At 70.5% G+C, this 18,170-nt stretch carries 16 protein-coding genes; 9 read left to right on the top strand and 7 right to left on the bottom strand.

Annotated elements, in window-relative coordinates:
* Window positions 1–68: 68 nt before the first annotated feature.
* Together KF684_09240 and KF684_09235 are read right to left on the bottom strand one after the other, a co-directional pair.
* Window positions 69–734 carry a response regulator gene (locus KF684_09240; GenBank protein ID MBX3353109.1) on the bottom strand — a complete coding sequence of 222 codons (666 nt, stop codon included), beginning with the start codon at window positions 732–734 and terminating at the stop codon, window positions 69–71.
* On the bottom strand, window positions 731–2,380 hold the full coding sequence (locus KF684_09235; GenBank protein MBX3353108.1) for a hypothetical protein: 1,650 nt from the start codon (window positions 2,378–2,380) through the stop codon (window positions 731–733). The genes KF684_09240 and KF684_09235 overlap by 4 nt, the downstream gene beginning before the upstream one ends.
* Before the next feature lie 77 nt (window positions 2,381–2,457).
* Between KF684_09235 and KF684_09230 the strand changes: the two genes are divergently transcribed.
* Together KF684_09230 and KF684_09225 are read left to right on the top strand one after the other, a co-directional pair.
* Entirely contained in the window at window positions 2,458–2,742 is a 285-nt protein-coding gene (locus tag KF684_09230) for a hypothetical protein (GenBank protein ID MBX3353107.1), read from the top strand.
* Window positions 2,739–3,233: a hypothetical protein gene (locus tag KF684_09225; protein MBX3353106.1), complete on the top strand. Its 495-nt coding sequence runs from the start codon at window positions 2,739–2,741 to the stop codon at window positions 3,231–3,233. The genes KF684_09230 and KF684_09225 overlap by 4 nt, the downstream gene beginning before the upstream one ends.
* Window positions 3,234–3,240: 7 nt before the next feature.
* Here the strand turns inward: KF684_09225 and KF684_09220 are convergent, their stop codons facing one another.
* The 3 genes from KF684_09220 to KF684_09210 all read right to left on the bottom strand — a co-directional run bounded on the left by KF684_09220 (window position 3,241) and on the right by KF684_09210 (window position 7,923).
* A complete protein-coding gene (locus KF684_09220; protein ID MBX3353105.1) occupies window positions 3,241–4,656 on the bottom strand; it encodes a 50S ribosome-binding GTPase in 1,416 nt (471 codons plus the stop codon).
* 9 nt (window positions 4,657–4,665) lie between these two features.
* Window positions 4,666–6,975 carry a YidC/Oxa1 family insertase periplasmic-domain containing protein gene (locus KF684_09215; GenBank protein MBX3353104.1) on the bottom strand — a complete coding sequence of 770 codons (2,310 nt, stop codon included), beginning with the start codon at window positions 6,973–6,975 and terminating at the stop codon, window positions 4,666–4,668.
* Window positions 6,976–7,137: 162 nt separating this feature from the next.
* The gene (locus tag KF684_09210) at window positions 7,138–7,923 is read right to left on the bottom strand and encodes a metallophosphoesterase family protein (GenBank protein ID MBX3353103.1); all 786 of its coding nucleotides are present in this window, start codon (window positions 7,921–7,923) and stop codon (window positions 7,138–7,140) included.
* A gap of 309 nt (window positions 7,924–8,232) precedes the next feature.
* Between KF684_09210 and KF684_09205 the strand changes: the two genes are divergently transcribed.
* Window positions 8,233–8,880 (top strand): ATP-dependent Clp protease proteolytic subunit, encoded by a 648-nt coding sequence (locus tag KF684_09205; GenBank protein ID MBX3353102.1) that lies wholly within the window; start codon window positions 8,233–8,235, stop codon window positions 8,878–8,880.
* An 85-nt stretch (window positions 8,881–8,965) separates the two neighbouring features.
* Entirely contained in the window at window positions 8,966–9,577 is a 612-nt protein-coding gene (locus tag KF684_09200) for an ATP-dependent Clp protease proteolytic subunit (GenBank protein MBX3353101.1), read from the top strand.
* Between the two features lie 162 nt (window positions 9,578–9,739).
* Here KF684_09200 and KF684_09195 read toward each other — a convergent pair whose 3' ends face one another.
* Window positions 9,740–10,531, bottom strand: a complete 792-nt coding sequence (locus tag KF684_09195) for a hypothetical protein (GenBank protein MBX3353100.1) — start codon at window positions 10,529–10,531, stop codon at window positions 9,740–9,742.
* Between the two features lie 55 nt (window positions 10,532–10,586).
* Between KF684_09195 and KF684_09190 the strand changes: the two genes are divergently transcribed.
* The 5 genes from KF684_09190 (at window position 10,587) to KF684_09170 (ending at window position 13,226) form a co-directional block, all read left to right on the top strand.
* Window positions 10,587–11,183 (top strand): hypothetical protein, encoded by a 597-nt coding sequence (locus tag KF684_09190; protein ID MBX3353099.1) that lies wholly within the window; start codon window positions 10,587–10,589, stop codon window positions 11,181–11,183.
* Window positions 11,180–11,944 carry an endonuclease III gene (gene nth, locus KF684_09185; GenBank protein MBX3353098.1) on the top strand — a complete coding sequence of 255 codons (765 nt, stop codon included), beginning with the start codon at window positions 11,180–11,182 and terminating at the stop codon, window positions 11,942–11,944. Before KF684_09190 ends, nth begins: the two co-directional genes overlap by 4 nt.
* Window positions 11,945–11,946: 2 nt before the next feature.
* Window positions 11,947–12,258 (top strand): tetratricopeptide repeat protein, encoded by a 312-nt coding sequence (locus KF684_09180; protein ID MBX3353097.1) that lies wholly within the window; start codon window positions 11,947–11,949, stop codon window positions 12,256–12,258.
* A 4-nt stretch (window positions 12,259–12,262) separates the two neighbouring features.
* A complete protein-coding gene (locus KF684_09175) occupies window positions 12,263–12,772 on the top strand; it encodes a RecX family transcriptional regulator (GenBank protein ID MBX3353096.1) in 510 nt (169 codons plus the stop codon).
* Window positions 12,773–12,839: 67 nt separating this feature from the next.
* Window positions 12,840–13,226, top strand: coding sequence for a hypothetical protein (locus tag KF684_09170; protein ID MBX3353095.1), 387 nt, complete (start codon window positions 12,840–12,842; stop codon window positions 13,224–13,226).
* Window positions 13,227–13,312: 86 nt separating this feature from the next.
* Here the strand turns inward: KF684_09170 and KF684_09165 are convergent, their stop codons facing one another.
* Window positions 13,313–18,148: a hypothetical protein gene (locus KF684_09165; protein MBX3353094.1), complete on the bottom strand. Its 4,836-nt coding sequence runs from the start codon at window positions 18,146–18,148 to the stop codon at window positions 13,313–13,315.
* Window positions 18,149–18,170 lie beyond the last annotated feature (22 nt).

The raw sequence follows: 18,170 nt of genomic DNA, 5'->3' as shown, positions 1-18,170 counted from the left end.
GTCGCGGTCGTAGGCGAGGGGCGCCCAGCGGCGCATGTCGGGTCTAATCCCGGAACCGGGCCGGGGCGTCAGAATCCCGCCTCCGACAGCCACTGGCTGGGGGAGACATCGAGGGCCTCGGAGATCGCCAGAAGCGACTCCAGGCTGGGCAGGTGGGCGCCGCGCTCGATGCTGGAGAGCTGGCTGACGCTGACCGTGGAATGCTCGGAGAGCTCTTTGAGCGTCCACCCCCGCTGCGTGCGCGCCATGCGGATCTGGCGCCCCAACTCCTGGCGCAGGCGGTCCTGGGGGCGCCCCCCGAGGTTGAACTCGGTGGCGGCGCCCCGGAGCACGGCGCGCAACTCGTCGAGCGAGAAGGGCTTCTCGAGGTAGTCGTAGACATCCTGCTTGAAGGTGTGGCGCATCGTCTCGAGCGAGGGGTACCCCGTCACGACGATCACGCAGAGTTTCGGCCATCGCTTGCGGATCTCGAGGAGGACCGCCTCGCCGGAATAGCGGCCCATCTTGATGTCCAGCAGCAGCGCGTCGGGCGTGCGCGCCTCGATCGCGGCGAAACACTCGTCGGGCGTCGAGACCGCGCGGACCTCGTGCCCCTCGGATTCCAGCGTGGACGTGATGAACTCGCGGAAGTCGGGGTCGTCGTCGAGCGAGACGATCGACAGCGCCGGCATCGGGGGCTGGTGCGGCTGGCCCGTCTCCGGGGCGTCGTGCTTGCGGTCTGGGGGGCTTTTCACTCGGCCTCGGTTCGCGTGGGATGGGACGCTTCATCTTCGCCGGGAGCGCCGCGCGACGCAACCGTCGGGCTGTTCGGGGGAGCGTCGCCCGGGGTTCCAGGGGCCGGCGGGTTCGCCGGGGCGACGGAGGGCGCGGGCGGGTCGTCCGGGAGCATGATCTCGAACTCGGCGCCGGTTCTGCCGGTCGCGTCGGCGAGGTTCCTGGCGAGCACGAGCCCGCCGTGCTCGCGGATGATCCCTTCGGACACCGCGAGGCCCAGCCCGGTTCCCTTGGAGTCGAGCCGCGTGGTGACGAAGGGCTCGAAGAGGCGCGAGAGGACCTCGGCCGGGATGCCGGGCCCCTGGTCCTGAATGCGCAGCGAGGTCCACCGGCGCCCCTCGCGCACCGTCTGCTCGGCGGCGACGCTGATCTCGCCGCGCCCGTCCATCGCGTCGGCGGCGTTGCGCAGCAGGTTGACGAAGACCTGCCCGAGCCGGTCGGGGTCGCCGGTGACGGTGACGGTGTCGGGCACGAGGTTGCGGAGCTCGATGTCGCGCGACTCGCGGTCGAGGCGCACGAGGGTCCACGATTCGTCGACGAGCGCGCGGATGGCGACCGCTTCGCGCGCCGGGGGCCGGACGCGCGCGAAGTCGAGCAGGCTCTCGCTCAGGCGCTCCAGCCGGCGCACGACGCGCAGCATGAGCTGCGCCTGCGCCTCGGGCACGCCCCGCTGCGGCTCGGAGGCGATCCGCTCGACCTGCCCCTTGAGCACCGCCAGGGGCGTGTTGAGCTCATGCGCGATGCCGGCCGACATCATGCCCAGACTCGCGAGACGGTCCTGATCGGCGAGGTTCCGGCGCGCCGTCTCGAGCAGGTGGTTCTTGCGTTTCAGCTCGACCGCGATGCTCTCGATTCGCTCCAGCGCGTCGTTGAGCGCGCTCTCCTGACGGCGCAGGCGCACGATCGATTCGTTGCGAGATCGCATGATCTCGCCCAGCTCGTCGGAGGGCATCTCGCTCGACGCGATCAGCTCGTCGGCGCGCCGCCCCTCCTGCACCGCGAGGTCGGCGCGCAGCAGCGCCCGGATCGGCTCGTACACCTGCCGGGGCAGCACCACCAGCTCGAGCGAGAGCGCGATGAGGAAGTACACGCCCAGCAGGGCAGCCGTCAGGAAGAGGTACAGCTTGATCACCGACGCCTTGGCGGCGGCGGCGTTGGCGGACACGAGCAGGAAGATGTCGCGCGCCGCGTCGTGGCGCACGACGCGCTGAGGGGTGACCTCGCCGTGGATGAACACGGGCAGGCCGTCCGCCTCGCGCGCCAGGCGCGCCTGGCGCGACGACAGGCCCAGTTCCTCTTCCGATCCCACGCGCAGCTCGACGTGCTCGGGCGCGGCGCGCAGGGCGAGCGTGGGGTCGAGCGAGAGCATGTCGAGGGCGGCCAGGCAGGTCTGGCGCTCCGCGGCCTGCACGACCTCGCGGATCGCCGGTCGCAGCGAGAGCAGCAGCACCAGCGCCAGGGTGAGCGAGAACCCGGTGTGGAGGATGATCATCTTCTTGCGGATGCGCATCGAGCCCAGGAGGGCGCGCAGGCGCCCGGCCCGACGCTCGGCGTCGACGGGCCACTGACCCTCCGGGGTCGGCTCGGCTGGGGGTCGTTCTCGCACGACACATCCTGCGCCGGCGCCGGGCGGAAAGCCAGTCGGACGCGAGCCCGGGGCCCGCTCGTGCCGATAGAGGCCCGGTGAGCCGTTCTCGCAGGAGCCAGGCGCGGATCTACGCGACGCCCGCCGCCGTCGTCGCGATGGGCGTGCTGTGGATGTGGGGCGGGCTGGACGCGTCCTATCGCAGCGCGCTGCTGGCGTGCCTGGGCGTGATCGTGCTCTCGATCCTGATCGGCGCGAGGAGCGGGCGGCGCACGCGACGGCGCCTCGAAGAGAACGAGCGCCAACTCCGGCTGCTGCGAGAAAAGGGCCTCGACGCGCTGCGCGAGGACCTGACCCGGAAAGGATCAAAGGACGCCGCATGAACGAGCACCCCGAGCCGAAACTGACCCTGCGGACCCCGAGCATGATCCTGCTCGTGACGGGCGTCACGGTCGAGGCGGAGCGCCACTCGCGACCCCTCGCCTATCACATCCGCGAGCACATCCTGGCCTGGCAGGCGGTCGAGCTCGACGACGACGAGGACGCCGCCCCGGGGACGCGCGACCTCGAAGCGGTCGTCTGCTCAGATGTCTGGTGGCTGAACAACCCCGAGCTGCGCCGCCAGCCGACGATCAGCGTCGGCCCGCCCGAAGAGAACGCGCTGAGCGCGCACCTCGCGTCGCGCGTGCCCAGCGTCTTCACGATCGACCGCAAGCTCATCGTGCAGATGGACCTCGACGGCGCCGACCTTCAGGCGGCGTGCTGGGGCGTCGACCACGCGACCACCGCCGGCGCCGTCGACCGGTTCCTCGAGGGGTACCTCGACCGCTTCCTCGAGTCGTGCTGCGCGCGCCTCGACCTGCTCGCGGGCTGACGCGCCGTCACTTGCCAACACAGAACGAGCTGAAGATCCGCCCGAGCACCTCGTCGGGCGTGATGTCCCCCACCGCGTCGCCCAGCGAATCCAGCGCGCGCCGCAGCGCGTCGGCGACGAGCTCCGCGTCGCGCAGGGCCCGGGCGCCGGGGTCCACGAGGCCGAGCGCCTCGCGCAGCGCGTCGTGCGCGTCGTGCGCCGCGAGCCGGTGACGAGGGATCAGGTCCGACGACCCGTCGTCGGCCCGGGCGTACGCCGCGTCGGCGATCGCGACGCGCAGCGCGCCGAGGTTGTGCCCGTCGATCGCGCACACCGCGAGCGCCCCGGCGTCGGACGACGCCCCCGGCGCCCCCGGCGCCCCCGGCACGACCGGCTGGTCGGCCTTCGTGCGCACGCGCAGCGTCGGTCGCGACGCGAGGTCGATCCCCGGAGGAAACCACTCGGCGCGTTCGAACCGCCCGAGCGGGTCGCACAGGACGATCGCGTCGGCCCGCGCGATCTCGTCCATCGCGGCGCGGCGAGAGAGCGCGTCGACCGGGGAGCGCCGGGCGAGCGCCTCGTCGAGCCCGGCGAGGTCGACCAGATCGACGGAGGACTCCGGCAGCCCGGGCGCGCCGGCCTGCAACGGCTCGACGATCGCGTCGCGCGTCGAGCCCGGGCGCTCGCTGACGACGGCGCGGCGCCGCCCGAGCAGCGCGTTGAACAGCGTCGATTTACCGGCGTTGGGCGGGCCGACCAGCGCGACGCGAGCGCGGCCCGTGCGTGATTCCCGGCTCGCGCGCGCGCCGGCGGCCTGTTCGATCTGCGCGCCGAGCGCCGAGAGTCGCGCCGAGAGCGCGCCGGGCGCGATCGCGATGACATCCTCCTGATCGGTGAAATCGATCCCGGCCTCGACCAGCGCGAGCAGCGAGGCGACCTCGTCGCGCCAGGCGCGCATCGCGGCGCCGGTCTCGCCCGAGAGCAGTCGCTCGGCGGCGCGCCGCGCCGACTCGCCCCCGGCGGCGATGAGGGCGGCAACGCCCTCGGCGCGATCGAGCGACATCCCGCCGTGGAGGTACGCCCTCGCGGTGAACTCGCCCGGCTCGGCGGGGCGCACGCCCTCGTGCGCGCACAGCGCCGCGACGACGCGCTCGACCAGCGACGGGTTCCCGGGGACGAGCAGCTCGGCGCAGTCCTCACGCGTGTACGAGCGCGGCGAGCGCCAGAGGATCAGCAGCGCAGGCAGCGAGACCGGGCTCGCGCCGGCGTCGAACGGCGCGAGCGTGAGGCGCACGGCGCGCGCGCAGGCAGGCATGCGGCTCGGGTCGGGCGAGAGGATCGTGCCAAGCGCGCCGGTCGTGGAGGGCCCCGAGACGCGCACAATGGCGCGCGCCGACGCCCCCTGCCCGGACGCGATCGCGACGATGGTGTCGCCGGCGCGCATCGGGGTTGCTCAGCGCCCGTCGCGGCCTTTGAAGCGGCGCTGGCTCTTGTCCTGCTTCTTCGCGAACGGGTTGGCCATGCCCTGCTTGGCCGTGTTGGCGACGCGCTTGCGTCCGGGCGCCGCCGACGCCGGCTTCTTGGGCTCGAGGTCGAGCTGGTTGATGTGGGCGCGGATCCAGCGGCTCTCGAGGATGCCCAGCGTGGAGTTGGTGACGAAGTAGAGCGTCAGCCCGCTGGGCGCGTTGAACACGAAGACAGGGAACATGATGACCATCATGACCTTGATGATCTTCTGCTGCGCCTGCTGCTCGGGCGTCATCGTCGCGCTGGTGGGCGGGGTGAGGTACTTCTGCTGGATGAAGAACACCACGCCCAGCACGAGCGGGAGGATGTTGAGCCCGGTGATGGGGCCCATCAGCCCGCTGATGAGGGGCACGTTGAAGGCGCGCCCGAACTCGATGAAGTGATCCGGCGCCGACAGGTCGCCCAGGAACGCCCACTGCCCGTTGGTGAGTTTCTGCACGACGCCGAAGAACGCCGGCTGGTGGCGAAGCTCGTAGGCGAAGTAGAGCATCGCGTAGAGCGCGATCCAGACCGGGGTCTGGAGGAACATGGGCAGGCAGCCGAGCGCTCCGGTGAAGTTGACGCCCTCTTCCTTCATCAGCTTCGCGACCTCCTGCTGGAGGCGCTTGGGGTCGTCCTTGTACTTTTCCTTGAGCTTCTGCTGCTTGGGGCCCAGGGCCTGCATCTGCTTGCCGAAGCGCGTCATCGCGATCTGCGAGCGGCGCGTGATCGGGTGCAGGATCGTGCGCACCACGAGCACCAGCAGGATGATCGCCAGCGCCCAGTCGAAGACGATGTAGTTGTGCGCGATGCGCAGGAACCACAGGAGCGGGCGCGTGAGCCACTGGAAGGTGCACGGCGCGCACATGCCGCCGATGTTGTGGATGACCATGTCCTGCAGGTTCAGCGCGTTGGCGATGGGCTCCGAACGCATCACCTGCTTGCTCAGCGGGCCGGCGTACGCGCCGAACGAGATGTCGGCCGAACCGCCGGCCGGGATGTCCCCCGGCGCGCTCGTCAGCTGCAGCACCACCGACTGGTTCGGGTCGCCCTTGAAGCCCACCACCACGCGATCGACGCGACGCGCCAGGTCGAAGTCTTTCTCGACGCTGACCCCGGGGTTCGTCGCGTCGTCGGGGTCGATGGGCGCGTGCACCACGAACGCGAAATAGCGCGAAGTCATCGCGACCCACGCCAGCGTCCGCTGGTTCTTCAGGTCCTCGTCGCGCGGCCAGAGGGGCTCGCGATCGAACACCTGACGGTCGATCAGCTTCTCGCGAGGCAGCAGCTTGGTGTCGGCGAGCACGACCTGCTGCGACGGGTCGCGCTGGCGCGAGAGCAGGAACCCGTACCGGAACCGGCGCGTGGGCAGGTTGTAGCCGGTGGTCTCTTTCGGCAGGTCCAGTGGGCCGTACTGGTACCAGGTGTATCGCATCGGGCGCTGCGTCAGGTTGTCCAGACGCTGGCGCACCACGAGCTCGAACGACCCGGGACGCAGCTCGTACTTCTTGTGAACCCGCGCGACCGGGTTGCCCTCGGCGTCCTCGATGATCGCTTCGAACTCGCCAGGAGACAGCTCGCGCCAGATCGTGCCCAGCGTCGAAGGACGGCGCAGGTCGACGAACACGCCCGCCTCGCCCCCGATCGAGAGTTCCACGCCCACAGCCGCGAGCGAGACCACCGCGACGCCGCCGGCGCTCTTGCGCTCCTGGACGGCGTAGTGGTTCTGCTGGTTGACTTCTTCGAAGTAGTCCGCGAAGACGATCGACTCGACGCCGGCGCCGTAGGGCGAGAACGCGATGTCGTACTTCCACTGCCCGGCCGGCTCGATCGCGCCGAGCGACGCGAAGGGCGCCGGCGCGTCGAAGACCCTCGCGCGAAGCCCGGTGATCTGTCCAAGCGTGGGCGTCGGCGTCGATGGCGCTGGCTGGGACTCGGTCTGCGAGGCCACGGGAGCGTCCTCGAGCGCCGACGGGAGCGTCGGGGACTCCGGGGGCGCCGGGGGCGTCTGGGGCGAGGGCGTCGGGGGCGTCTGGGGCGAGGGCGTCGGGGCGCGCGCTGTGCTGGTGGAGGGCGTTGTCGAGTCGCCGGCGGTGAGCTCGGTGGCGCGTGTCTCGGGCGTGTCCGCCTGCTGGGCCGGCGCGCCCGAGGAGCCCCGGATGCTCCCGATCGCGATGATCGCCACGATGCCCGTCGCGACGAGCAGCAGGATGGCGGTGAAGAGCGCGCGTTTGGCCTTGTTGGGTTTGGTCGCCATGGAGGATCAGTCGAGCGGACGGACCGCCGGGCGACGGGCGCCCGGGTCGGAGAGCACAAAGACGGGATCGGGGAGGCGGAGGCCTCCGCCGAGAGCGGGAAAGATAGCGCCGCAAACCCCCCTGCTCACGCCCTGGACTCACGGAACCCGGCCGCGGGTCGCTCAGCGCCCCTCGTACAGACGATCCCCCAGCCAATCCGCGAGCTGGGGGATGCTTTTGATCTTCTCCGCGGTCTTCGCGACATCGTACTCAACGCGCACGAACTCCAGGGTCAGGTCGTCGTCGCCCTGCATGATCACATAGCTGGCGCGCGGGTCGTGGTCGCGGGGCTGGCCCACCGACCCGACATTCACGACCGCCTTCTCGTCTTCGCTCACGCAGTAGACCGACCGGCCCAGCTCCCCGGGCGAATAGAAGTCCGGCTCGTCGGTGAACACCCCGGGGACGTGCGTATGCCCCACGATCGCGAGGCGTTCGACCCGGTCGAACACCGCCTTCATCTTGTCGGGCGCCGTCATCGCGTCGTCGGGGAAGATGTACTCGTTGATCGGGCGACGGGGCGAGCCGTGGACCGCGAGCATCGGGAAGCCCGCGCCGTTGGCCTTCTCGACGACCCGGACGCGCAGCGACCCCAGGAACGCGAAGCGCCGGGTGCGCTTGGCCTCGTCGGGCTCGGCGTCGAACTGCTCGCGCGTCCAATAGGCGGCGGCCGCCGCGGCGGGGTTGAAGTTGGTCGGCTCGTACAGCACGCCGAAGTCGTGGTTGCCCAGGAGGGACCACGCGCAACGCTGCTCGACGAGGTCGACGCACTCGAGGGGCTCGGGGCCGTACCCGATGATGTCGCCCAGACAGATGATCCGGTCGACGCCCTTCTCATCGATATCGCGGAGGACGGTGCGCAGTGCCTCGGCGTTCCCGTGGATGTCGCTGATGATCGCCGTCCGCAAGGGGCCGAGCCCTCCCTGGTAGCCGCTGAATTCCGACGCCGGGATAACACGCCGGGACGCCGCGCGAAGCCGCGGATGCTACAACCGCGTCCGCTCGCGAGCAACGCCCTCCACAATGGGGGCCGACGCCCGGGCCGGGATCGTAAGTTCCGGCAATCTGAAGGCGTGAACCGTCCGATGAACCCGCCGAAACCCCGAGAGATCTTCCGGGCGACCCGACGCCCGGGGCTAGAATCGCCGACTTTCTGCTTCTCGGACGATGCGCCGCCGGCGCCCGCCAGCGACGCGAACAAGGAAACGAGCCGAAGCATGACCCTGCCCTTCCCCATCGATATGCAGACCCCCCCCTCCGACCGGACGCCCCACCCGCTCCAGAACGTCGGGGTCCAGTACCAGCGCACGCGCGAGATGACCATCGACGAGCTCCTGCTCGAGAACCGCGTCGTCTTCCTCATCGGCGAGATCAACCACGCCTCCGCCGCGCGCGTCATGATGCAGATGCTCTATCTGGAAAACCAGAAGCGCGGCCAGGACATCAACTTCTACATCAACTCCCCGGGCGGCGCCGTCGACGACACCCTCGCCCTCTACGACACCATGCGCTTCCTGTCCTCCCCGGTCGCGACCTACTGCATCGGTCGCGCCTACTCCGGCGGCGCGGTCCTCCTGACCGCCGGCGCCAAGGGCAAGCGGTTCATCCTGCCCCACGCCAAGGTCATGATCCACCAGCCCTACGGCGGCGTCTACGGCCAGTCCGAGGACATCCGCATCCAGGCCGAGCAGATCATCAAGTCCAAGACCCAGCTCATCGAGATCCTCGCGCACAACACCGGGCAGACCGCCGAACGCGTCCGAGCCGACTCCGAACGCGATCGCTACTTCACCGCCAAGGAAGCCAAGGAGTACGGCCTCGTCGACGAGGTCCTCGTCGAGCCCGGCGCGCCCAAGCCCTCCTGATCAACCAACGCCCGTACCGACCACGAGACACACCCGCGCCACGCACGGCGCGTCCACGATCGAAAGACCAGCGACCATGTCCATGCTGATCCCCATCGTCATCGAGCAGACCGGGCGCGGCGAGCGCGCGTACGACATCTACTCACGCCTGTTGCGCGACCGCATCGTCTTCCTCGGCGGCCCCGTCCACGACGACTCGGCGAACCTGATCATCGCGCAGTTGCTCTTCCTCGCCAACGAGGACCCCAAGAGCGACATCCATTTCTACATCAACTCCCCCGGCGGATCGGTCACCGCAGGCCTCGGCATCGCCGACACGATGAACTTCATCCAGCCCCAGGTCGCGACCTACATCATCGGCCAGGCCGCCAGCATGGGCTCGGTCCTCGCGGCCCAGGGCGCCAAGGGCAAGCGCTTCGCCCTGCCCAACGCGCGCAACCTGATGCACCAGCCCCTCATCTCCGGCGTCCTCGAGGGTCAGGCCACCGACCTCGAGATCGAGGCACGCGAGATGCTCCGCCTGCGCGATCGCCTCTACGCGCTCTACAGCAACGCCACCGGGCGCCCGCCCTCCGAGATCGAGCGCGACTGCGACCGCAACAAGTGGCTCGACGACAAGGAAATGGTCGAGTACGGCCTCATCGACAAGGTCCTCACCAGCATGCCGAAGTTCGATCACAAGAACGAGATCGAGTAAGAAGGCACGGGGCACGAGGCACAAGGCACGAGGAAAGAAAGGGAGTGGGGAGCAGGCAGCGGGGAGCAGTCCGGCCCCGCGATTCTTCTCTTGAACACACTCCCCCTCCGCGTCCTCTGCGTCCTTCTGCGGTAAATCTCTTCTTCCCCCAAGCGAGTTCAGTCAGGTGATCACTGCGCCCGCGGCGTCGCGCGGGTGGGCCAGGCCGCGCACATCCACGACCAGCCGCTCCACGCGGGTCGTCGTGCGCAGCGCGCCGACGTAACTCGCGATATCCAGCCGCCCGCCCGGCGCCCTCGGCGCGACGCGCGTCAGCGAGTCGGCGTTCGTCCAGCGCGCCACACCGATCCGCCCGCCCAGCGAGGCGCCGACCGTCACCGGGTCCTCGCCGCGCAGCAGCAGCGACGCCGGGTCGAGCCCAACGCGCAGGGGCGAATCCTGGCGCGCGTCGTCGCGCGCGGGCCAGGAATGATCCGCCAGCAGCACGCCCGCGCTGTCGGCGGCGCCCACGATCGTCGACACCACCTCGTCGAACACCCTCGCGCGTTCACCCTGCACGGCGCGAGGGAGCGCGATCGACACCGCGTGAACGCCGCCGCCGGAATCGCGCGAGAGTTCAGCGCACAGCGTGATCGCCTGCGTCGTTGCGCTCGCGGCACGGTCCGCCTGCGCCAGATCGGCGAAGTGCTCGGGGGGGATCCACAGGTCCAGCCCGCAGAACGAGAGTTCGAGCCGGCGCAGCAACGCCGCGAGGTCGCGGCGCGCCGATCGGTCGAGGTCTCTCGCGCGCAGCCCCGGCGCCGACGCGTCGAGCGTCACGGCGCGGAACCCGGCGCTCGCCGCCCACTCGATGGGCTCGCGAGGGTTCGCCTCGCCCTGTGATCGCACGCCGGCCAACGCGATCGAGGGCGGGGGGAAATCGAGGGTGAAAGGGACCGCTGGCGTGGGTGGCATCGCGATGGTTGTAGGCGCAGGGTCCGGGGGCGACCGCCCCTACCATCCCGCTCGCATGAGCACCACCCCCGCCAACCGGCTTGCCGCCCGGCTCAACGCCGCCCACCTGGTCGCCCTCGCGCTGGTCGCCGGGATGATCGCCACGACCGGGCTGACTGCGGCGATCGCCTTCCCCACGATGCGCGACCTGCAACCGACGCTGGGGATCTACCCCGATTTCGGAGGCGAGCACGCCCCGCTCGCCGCCGGAACGGTGATGCAGAAAGTGTTCCGCCTCGCCGGCGCGGCACAGTTCTTCCTGATCGGCGCCGCGTCGGTCACGCTCACGCTCGCAGGGACGATCGCAAATCCTCATGGCGGGCTCGCCCGGGCGCGCGTGTGGCAGGTGCGCACGCTGATCACGCTGGCGGTGCTGGGGACGCTCTTCGCGCAGAACACAGTGCAGCGCGGGATGAACCGCTCGCTCGCCGCCTACCACGCCGCAGCGAGCGCTGGCGACGACGCGCAGGCGCAGGAGTTCCGTCAGCGTTTCGCCGACCGTCACCCCACGACGAGCCGCCTGCTGACCGCGGCGCTGCTGCTCTCCGTGGCCGGGTTGGCGATGGGCGTTTGGGACGCGGGACGATCCAAAGACGGGGCCGCGGCGCCGTGAGCATGGCGAACGCGAGCGAGAGCGACCTGCCCTTCGACCTGCCCCGCGTGAGTGCGAAGCAGAAGGAGCGCGCGCTCGAGATCCTCGCGGCCCTGCGCGAGCGCTACCCGGACGCGCACTGCGAACTGAACTACTCGACGCCCCACGAACTGCTCGTCGCGACGATCCTCAGCGCCCAGTGCACCGATGTTATGGTGAACCGGGCCACGCCTGCGCTCTTCGCGCGGTTCCCGACGCCGGCCGACTACGCCATGTCAACGCCCGAAGAGATCGAGCCGTTTGTCCGCTCGCTGGGGTTCTTCCGCAGCAAGGCGCGTGCGCTGCACGAATCGATGCGCGATGTCGTCGAGCGGTTCGGGGGAGAGGTCCCGCGAAATATGGACGACCTGCTCTCGCTCCGCGGCGTCGCTCGCAAGACTGCGAATGTCGTGCTGGGGAACGCCTACGGCGTCAATGTCGGGGTCGTGGTCGACACGCATGTGCAGCGTCTCAGCCAGCGCTTCGGGCTGGCGCCGCCGGGCGCGACGGTCGGCGCGATCGAGAAGCGCCTGATGGCGCTCTTCCCGCGCGAGTCCTGGACCGACCTCTCGCACCTCCTGATCTTCCACGGCCGGCGCGCGTGCAAGGCGCGTGGCGGGCTGTGCGCGACCGACGACTTCTGCCGGCGGTTCTGCTCTGAGGCGAAGAAGAAGCCCGCTTCGAAGAAGACAACGACCCGGAAGAAGACAGCGAAGAAGCCCTCCGCCAGGAAGAAGGCCTGACCATGTCGCGACTCCAGCAGTTGCTCAAGCTGTACGAACTCGACCCTTCCGACGCGGATGTGCTGTACATGCTCGCGCAGGAGCACGCGAAAGCCGGGCGCCATGACGAGGCCATCGCTTGGTACGACCGCTGCCTGCAGACCGACGGCTCGTACTGCTACGCGTACTTCCACAAGGCACGCTCGTTCGAGGCGATGGGCGACGCCAACGGCGCGAAACGCACGCTCGTCGATGGTCTGGCGGCGTCGCGCGTGCGCGGCGACGCGAAGGCCGCGGGCGAGATCGAGGGCTACCTCCACTCCCTGGGCGGGTGACGCGATGGCGAAGGCGAAGAAGCAACCGTTCGACCCGCGCGACCCGCGCGCCGCGTTCGACGCCAGCGTGAAGATGCTCGCGCGCACCCCGCTGGGCGGGCGGGGCGTGATCGAACGGCTGTTGAAGAAGGGCTACGACGAAGAGACCGCCCACGGCGCGGTCGCGCGCCTGCTCGAACTGCACCTGCTCAAAGAGGAAGCGTCGGCCGAGGCGATCGTCCACGCGACGACGCGCGACCTGCCGGCTGGCGAGGCGCTGCTCCGGGCCCGGCTCGAGGAGCGCGGCGTCGACGAGAGCGCGTCGGAGGAGGCCCTGCGCGCAGCGGGCCATAGCCGAGACGAGCGCGAGAACGCGAGGACGCTCGCGGCGGCGGCGCTGCGGCGCATGCCCCCTTCCCTCGACGACGCGACCAGGGCGAGGCGACTGCTCGGGCTGCTCGCCCGGCGCGGCTTCGACGAGGAAACCTCGCTCGAAGCGGCCCGCGAGGCAATCCCCGGGGCGTTCGACGAATGAGCGCCGCCACCCCCGGCGGTGCTACCCTTGGGAGCCGTGATTCCCTGATGATCTGACGGAGATCCGCATGTCCGACGCTTCGCTCGACGGCCGGGGTTTACCCGCCGAGTACCAGTTCCAGCCGGGATGGGAGATCACCCCTCGAGACGCGAGGGAACTCCTGCGCCGACCAGAAGAGTCGCGCCCCCTGCTGCTCGATGTGCGACGCCTGGACGAGTTCGAGACGGCGCGCGTCGCCGGTGCCACGCTCATCCCCCTCCACGAGCTGCCCATGCGTCTCGACGAGATCGAGCACCACCGCGACCGACCCGTCATCACCATGTGCCACCACGGCAGGCGCTCCCTGCGCGCCGCGAGCATCCTGCGAAACGCGGGGTTCACCAACGTGCTCTCGCTGGCCGGGGGCATCGACCTGTGGTCGATGGATATCGACGGGAACATCCCTCGGTATTGAGGGGCTCGCACGCCTCGACGAGCCAATGAACAAGGGCCGCGCTCATGAGCGCGGCCCTTGTCGGTTTCGGGGGGTGTCTTCGCGGCTCAGTCGGGCAGTCGCACGAACAGGAGCACGCGCGGGCGGTCGGTGGGCACGCGCACCGTGGAGCGGTCGAACACCGCGAGGTACCGCGCCTCGTACGCCGGGCGCAGGGCTTCGAGGTAGGTGTTGATCTGGAAGTCGCTGGGGTTGGGGACGACCTCGATCGACTCGATATCGCCGGGCGCGTAGCCGCGCACGACGAAGTAGGCGCTGAAGACATCGCTGCGCGTGGTGGCGATGTTGGAGACGGCGCGGAAGATCGCGAGGCGTTCCTCGGGGTCGTCGACGCCCTTGAACTGATCGAGACTGCCGCCGTTGTAGGGCGTCGGTCGCACGACGAGGTCGCTTCCCGAGAAGCTCTCGCGCCGGACATCGAGCGACGGAACGGCTGTGTCATTCGCGCCGAGGGCGGCGGCGTCAGCGCCGAGTTCGAGGAAGCCGCGCGGCTGCGCGGCGCCGGGGTTGCGCGGGTTGGAGGCGTTGACGGTCGGGCCGGTCTCCCACTCGTCGAGGACCGCGAGCTCGCCCAGGGAGACGAAGCCGCGCGCGAGGGGCGCGCCGCCGCCGATCGCGTCGAACATGTCGGGCTCGGCGTTGGGCGAGAGGTAGCGGAACGCGCTGGTGTCTGCGCCCAGCAGGCCGGTGATCTCGGCCGGGGTGCGCCCGAAGCTGCCGATGATCGGGCGGTCGCGGTACTCCATGATCAGCGGCACGCGCCGGTCGCTGAGGGCGTTGACGCTCTGGCGCTGCAGAGGCCCGATCGCGTCCTGCGGGTCGAGGAGCGGGAGCATGCGCAGGTTCTTCTGCGCCGCGGTGTTGATGTTCATCCTGCCCTGCACCAGCCGGCTGTCGTCGCGCCACGAGGGCGTGGCGAGCGGCTCGAACGCGTCGAACACGCGCAGGGCGAGCGGGATCGCGAGCGATTCGGGCAGGCCGCTGGGCACGGTCGAGCCGGGGAGGACGGGCCCGAGCACGCCCAGCAGGTTCTGGTTGGGCGCCGCGCCTGCGCCGCCGGCGGCGAGGACGAATCGTGTCGGGTCGAGGACGCCTAGGTACGGGTTGAGCCCGAGCGTGGCGTTCTGACCGTTGCGGAAGATCTCGGCGTCGGAGCCGAGCTGCTCGCTGATCGTGCGCCACGAGCCGGGGCCGGTCTGGGCTGGCTGCGTGATATTGACGCCCAGCTTCGCGCCCATGTCGTCGGGCGCGTCGTGCACATACATGTGCGTGAACGCGCTGAGCTGGTGCAGCTCGCTGAGGTAGCGCAGCTCGGTGTTGGGGACGAAGAGCTGGAACGAGGGGAAGTTCGCGACGGTGATCGCGCCCTTCTCTTCCTCGGCGAGCGTCGTGACCACCTCGGCGACGCGCTGCCCCTGCGCGGCGGGGACATCGCCGGGGTCGGGCCCGAGGCCGCCGGGGCCGCTGGTGGTCACGATCCACTCCGAGAGGATGTCGTTCGGCTGCGTGACGACGCCGGCGTTCTCGGTGGCGCGCTCGATCACCCACGCCGGGAAGCCGGGGTTGGGCGTCTCCGTGCGCCGATGGACCGTTCCGGCCATCGTGAGCACGCCGGTGCGGCGCTGCCCGGGGAGCGTCGCCGGGGTCAGGTTGTAGGTCGACGCGAGCCGGACGGGGACCGCGCCAGAGGTTCCCGCCGCGATGCGATCGAGAACGACCGTGCCTGCGCCGGGGATCTTGTCGAAGTCGAGCATGAGCAGCCCGACGGCGCTGCCGGTGCTCCACTCCCAGAAGGGGATGGGCTCGGTGAGCACGGTCGTGATGGTCGCGTCGCGCAGGCCGGGCTCGTCCGCCGGGTTGACGCGCCGGAGGTTCGCGCCGTCGATGCGCAGTTCCATCTCGGCGCGCCACTGCGCCTCGTAGAGCGGCATGAAGTCTTCGGCATGCTCGTTCCCCGGCTCCCACTGCACAGCGTAGAAGACAACGCGGCCGCCCGGCGCGATGCTCGAAGTCAGCCCCGCCGCCCCCCACTGGAAGGTCAGATACTCGGACTCGCTCACCGCCAGCGCGAGCCGGTATTCGCTCGCATCGATCGCGTCGGGCCAGGGGTTGCCGACCTCCCACGCGATGATCGAGCCGACGCGCTCTTCGATCTCGGCGGGATTGATCGCCTGGTCCGCGGTGCTGAGCTGCAAGGGCGTTGGTGGGCTCCCTGGCGGCCACAACCGCGCGAGGCGGTCGGCGTAGATCGCGACGGTCGAGACCTCTCGCAGGAAGGGCTGGCGGTCGAGCCCGACGAGGGTGACGCCGTTGAGGGGCTCGCCGACGTATTCGGGGGGCAACAGGTCGGTGTTGGACGCGGCGACGCGCGTGTCGGCGGCGGTCCCGTCGGGGTCGCGCAGGTCGCCCCACGAGAACCCCACGCCGAGGCGCTGGACCGCGTCGGGCTGCGGGCGCGCCGGGAGCCCGGCGTAGCGCACCGTGTCGCCGGCGCCGTAGGGATCGATCTCGTACGGGCGCGGGTGCGGGATGTTGTAGAGACGGGCGACCGTGGGCAGACTGCGCCCGGGGATGGGCGGGTCGCCCTCGAGGTCGTCGGTCGCGTCGGCGAGGTTCAGCGCGAGGGACGCGGCGCGAAGGATCGCGTACGCCGCGGCCGGGTCGACGCCGTTGACCGGCCCGTTCTGCTGCGAGAGCGCCCACGCCGGGCCGCGGTTGCCCTGCGCGTCGCCGCCGTAGAAATACCGGCTGCGCCGGTCCTGCGGCGTGGTGCGCATCAGGCTCCAGCCGGTGTGGTCTTCATCGAGGGGCGACATGAGCGGGAGATGCCCGGCGAGCGGCGCGAGCGCCCACGCGAAGGACTCGAACGCGCGCTCGAGCACGCGCGCCTTGTCGCGCTGCGCGGACGAGAGCCCCGTCGCGGCCGGCGTCGGCGACACATAGGGGACATCCAGGAAACGCACGCGCGTGTTGAACTGCTGGCCGAACACGGGGCGCCGGTTGATCTGCGCCTGGTTCAGCACGGGGACAGGGCTGAAATCGCCGGCGCCGTTGACCGTGGTGAGGTGGCGTCGGGTGTCGGTCGCGATCGCGAAGGGCGTCGGGCGGTCGCGATCGAACTGCGAGGGGTCCTGCGTCAACTGGCGCGCGTCGGCGGCGCGCTCGAGCACGCGCATCGGGCCGACGCCCAGGTCCGGGTCGGCGGACCCGTCGAGCACGCCGTGATCGAACCGCTGCTCGATCTTCGAGGTGATCGCGTCGTAATTCACGGCGTGGTACGCGCGCATCGCCGCCTCGTCCGCGAGCGAATAGCCGGTGAGCTGTCGCGTCTGGCTCTGAAGGGGCGAGACGCCGAACGCCGCGTTGTGCAGGTAGCGATGCAGGCGCGTGGTGAAGGGCTGCGGCGAGGACCCGCTCCCGAAGAACACATCGGAGGTCTGGAAGAGGATCGACCCGCCCGGGCGACGCAGCTCGACAGGCAGCGGGATCGTCTGCGGGCCCGGCGTGTACTGCTCGGTGAAGCGGTCCATCCCCAACTGCGTCATGAGGTGCTGGTTGAACGGGTTGGTGCGCCAGTTCACCGAGTCGCGCGGGTCGAGTCGGTAGAGCCGCGCGGCGCGATTGCCGGGGGCGGCGACGATCTCGGGGAACCCGGGCGGGGGCGGCGACCAGTAGCCGTCGGTGCGCAGGTCGGGCGCGAGGTTCGCGCTGCTGAGCAGCCGGTAGAGATCGACGTCGGCCGGGGTGCGCCCGTCGCCGACGGTGGTCAGCTGGTTGGGGTCCTGGAACTCGAGCGCCGTGTTGACGTTGACGAGCCCGGAGTTGTCGATGATGCGCGCCGCGACGACCCAGCGCAGGCCCTGCAGGCCGTCGAGCGCGTCGACGATCGTCCAGCGCGCGTCGGGGCGCAGGTCGCCGTCGGTGTCGACCCAGAAACGCCGGTCGAAGGCGTCGAGCGCGGGCGCGTTCGCGTCGCCGACGGGCGAGGTTTCCTCGGCGAGCTGGTGGATCTGCAGGCCGAAGACCTCGGTCGCGAGCTGGACCGCCCCGCCCGGGCCGGGGGTGGTCGAGAGCCCGACGCGCGGGCCGTTGCGCTGGCCGGTGAACGCGTCGATCCCGTTGGTGCGCTGCGCGTAGAGCAGGTTGGCGCCGGGGTCGCCCGACTCGTTGAGCGCCGATTCCTGCGTCAGGAAGAACTGGGCGAGGTCGGCGTAGCGCCCGTCGCCGCGCACCCACAGACCGACGGTGTCGTTGTTGCCGGCGCGCCGGTGCCGGTACGAGTCGCGGATGTTGCTGATCTGGCCCCAGGTCGTCCAGTCGAAGGACTGCGGCCCGGCGGTGGGCAGCGGCGCGTTGGGGTTGTAGGGCTCGATGTTGCTCAGCCACGCGTCGTCGCGGGCCGGGGCGGAGGGGAAGTACGGGCCGAGCGCGCCGCTGTTGCGCGGCGCGATCACCCACTCGTCGTTGGGGTTGAGGGGGTCGAAGCGCTGCTGGTCGGGCGTGCGCGTGTCGAAGGAGCCGAGCGCGGTCCGGGGGACATCGAAGTACTCGCCGTCCTCGAACATGCGAGGCCAGACACGGATGCGTCCGCCGGCGAGGTTGCCCTCGCGCGGGACATCGCTGGTGACGATCTTGTTGCCGAAGAGGTCGGCGGTGAGGATCGCGCCGATCTCGTCGCGCACCACGCGCCCCGCCGACTCGAGGTCGATACCGGTGGAGTACGCGAGCGCGCTGCGCCGCTCGTTGCGCACGACGACGGTGTAGGACACCGCCACCAGCGCGAGCACCGCGAGGACCCCCACCGCCACGATGATCGTGCTGCCGCGGCGAGACGCGCCGGGAGTGCGCTCGATGGTCTGGTTGCTCATGACGGGACGGTTCATACAAATCTCCTCGGCGTGCGCG

It is taken from the genome of Phycisphaeraceae bacterium, from assembly GCA_019636675.1.
In the GTDB taxonomy this organism is placed as follows: domain Bacteria; phylum Planctomycetota; class Phycisphaerae; order Phycisphaerales; family UBA1924; genus JAHBXC01.
Note: the sequence above shows the minus strand (reverse complement) of the source record. Positions and strands in the feature narration are given on the sequence as shown.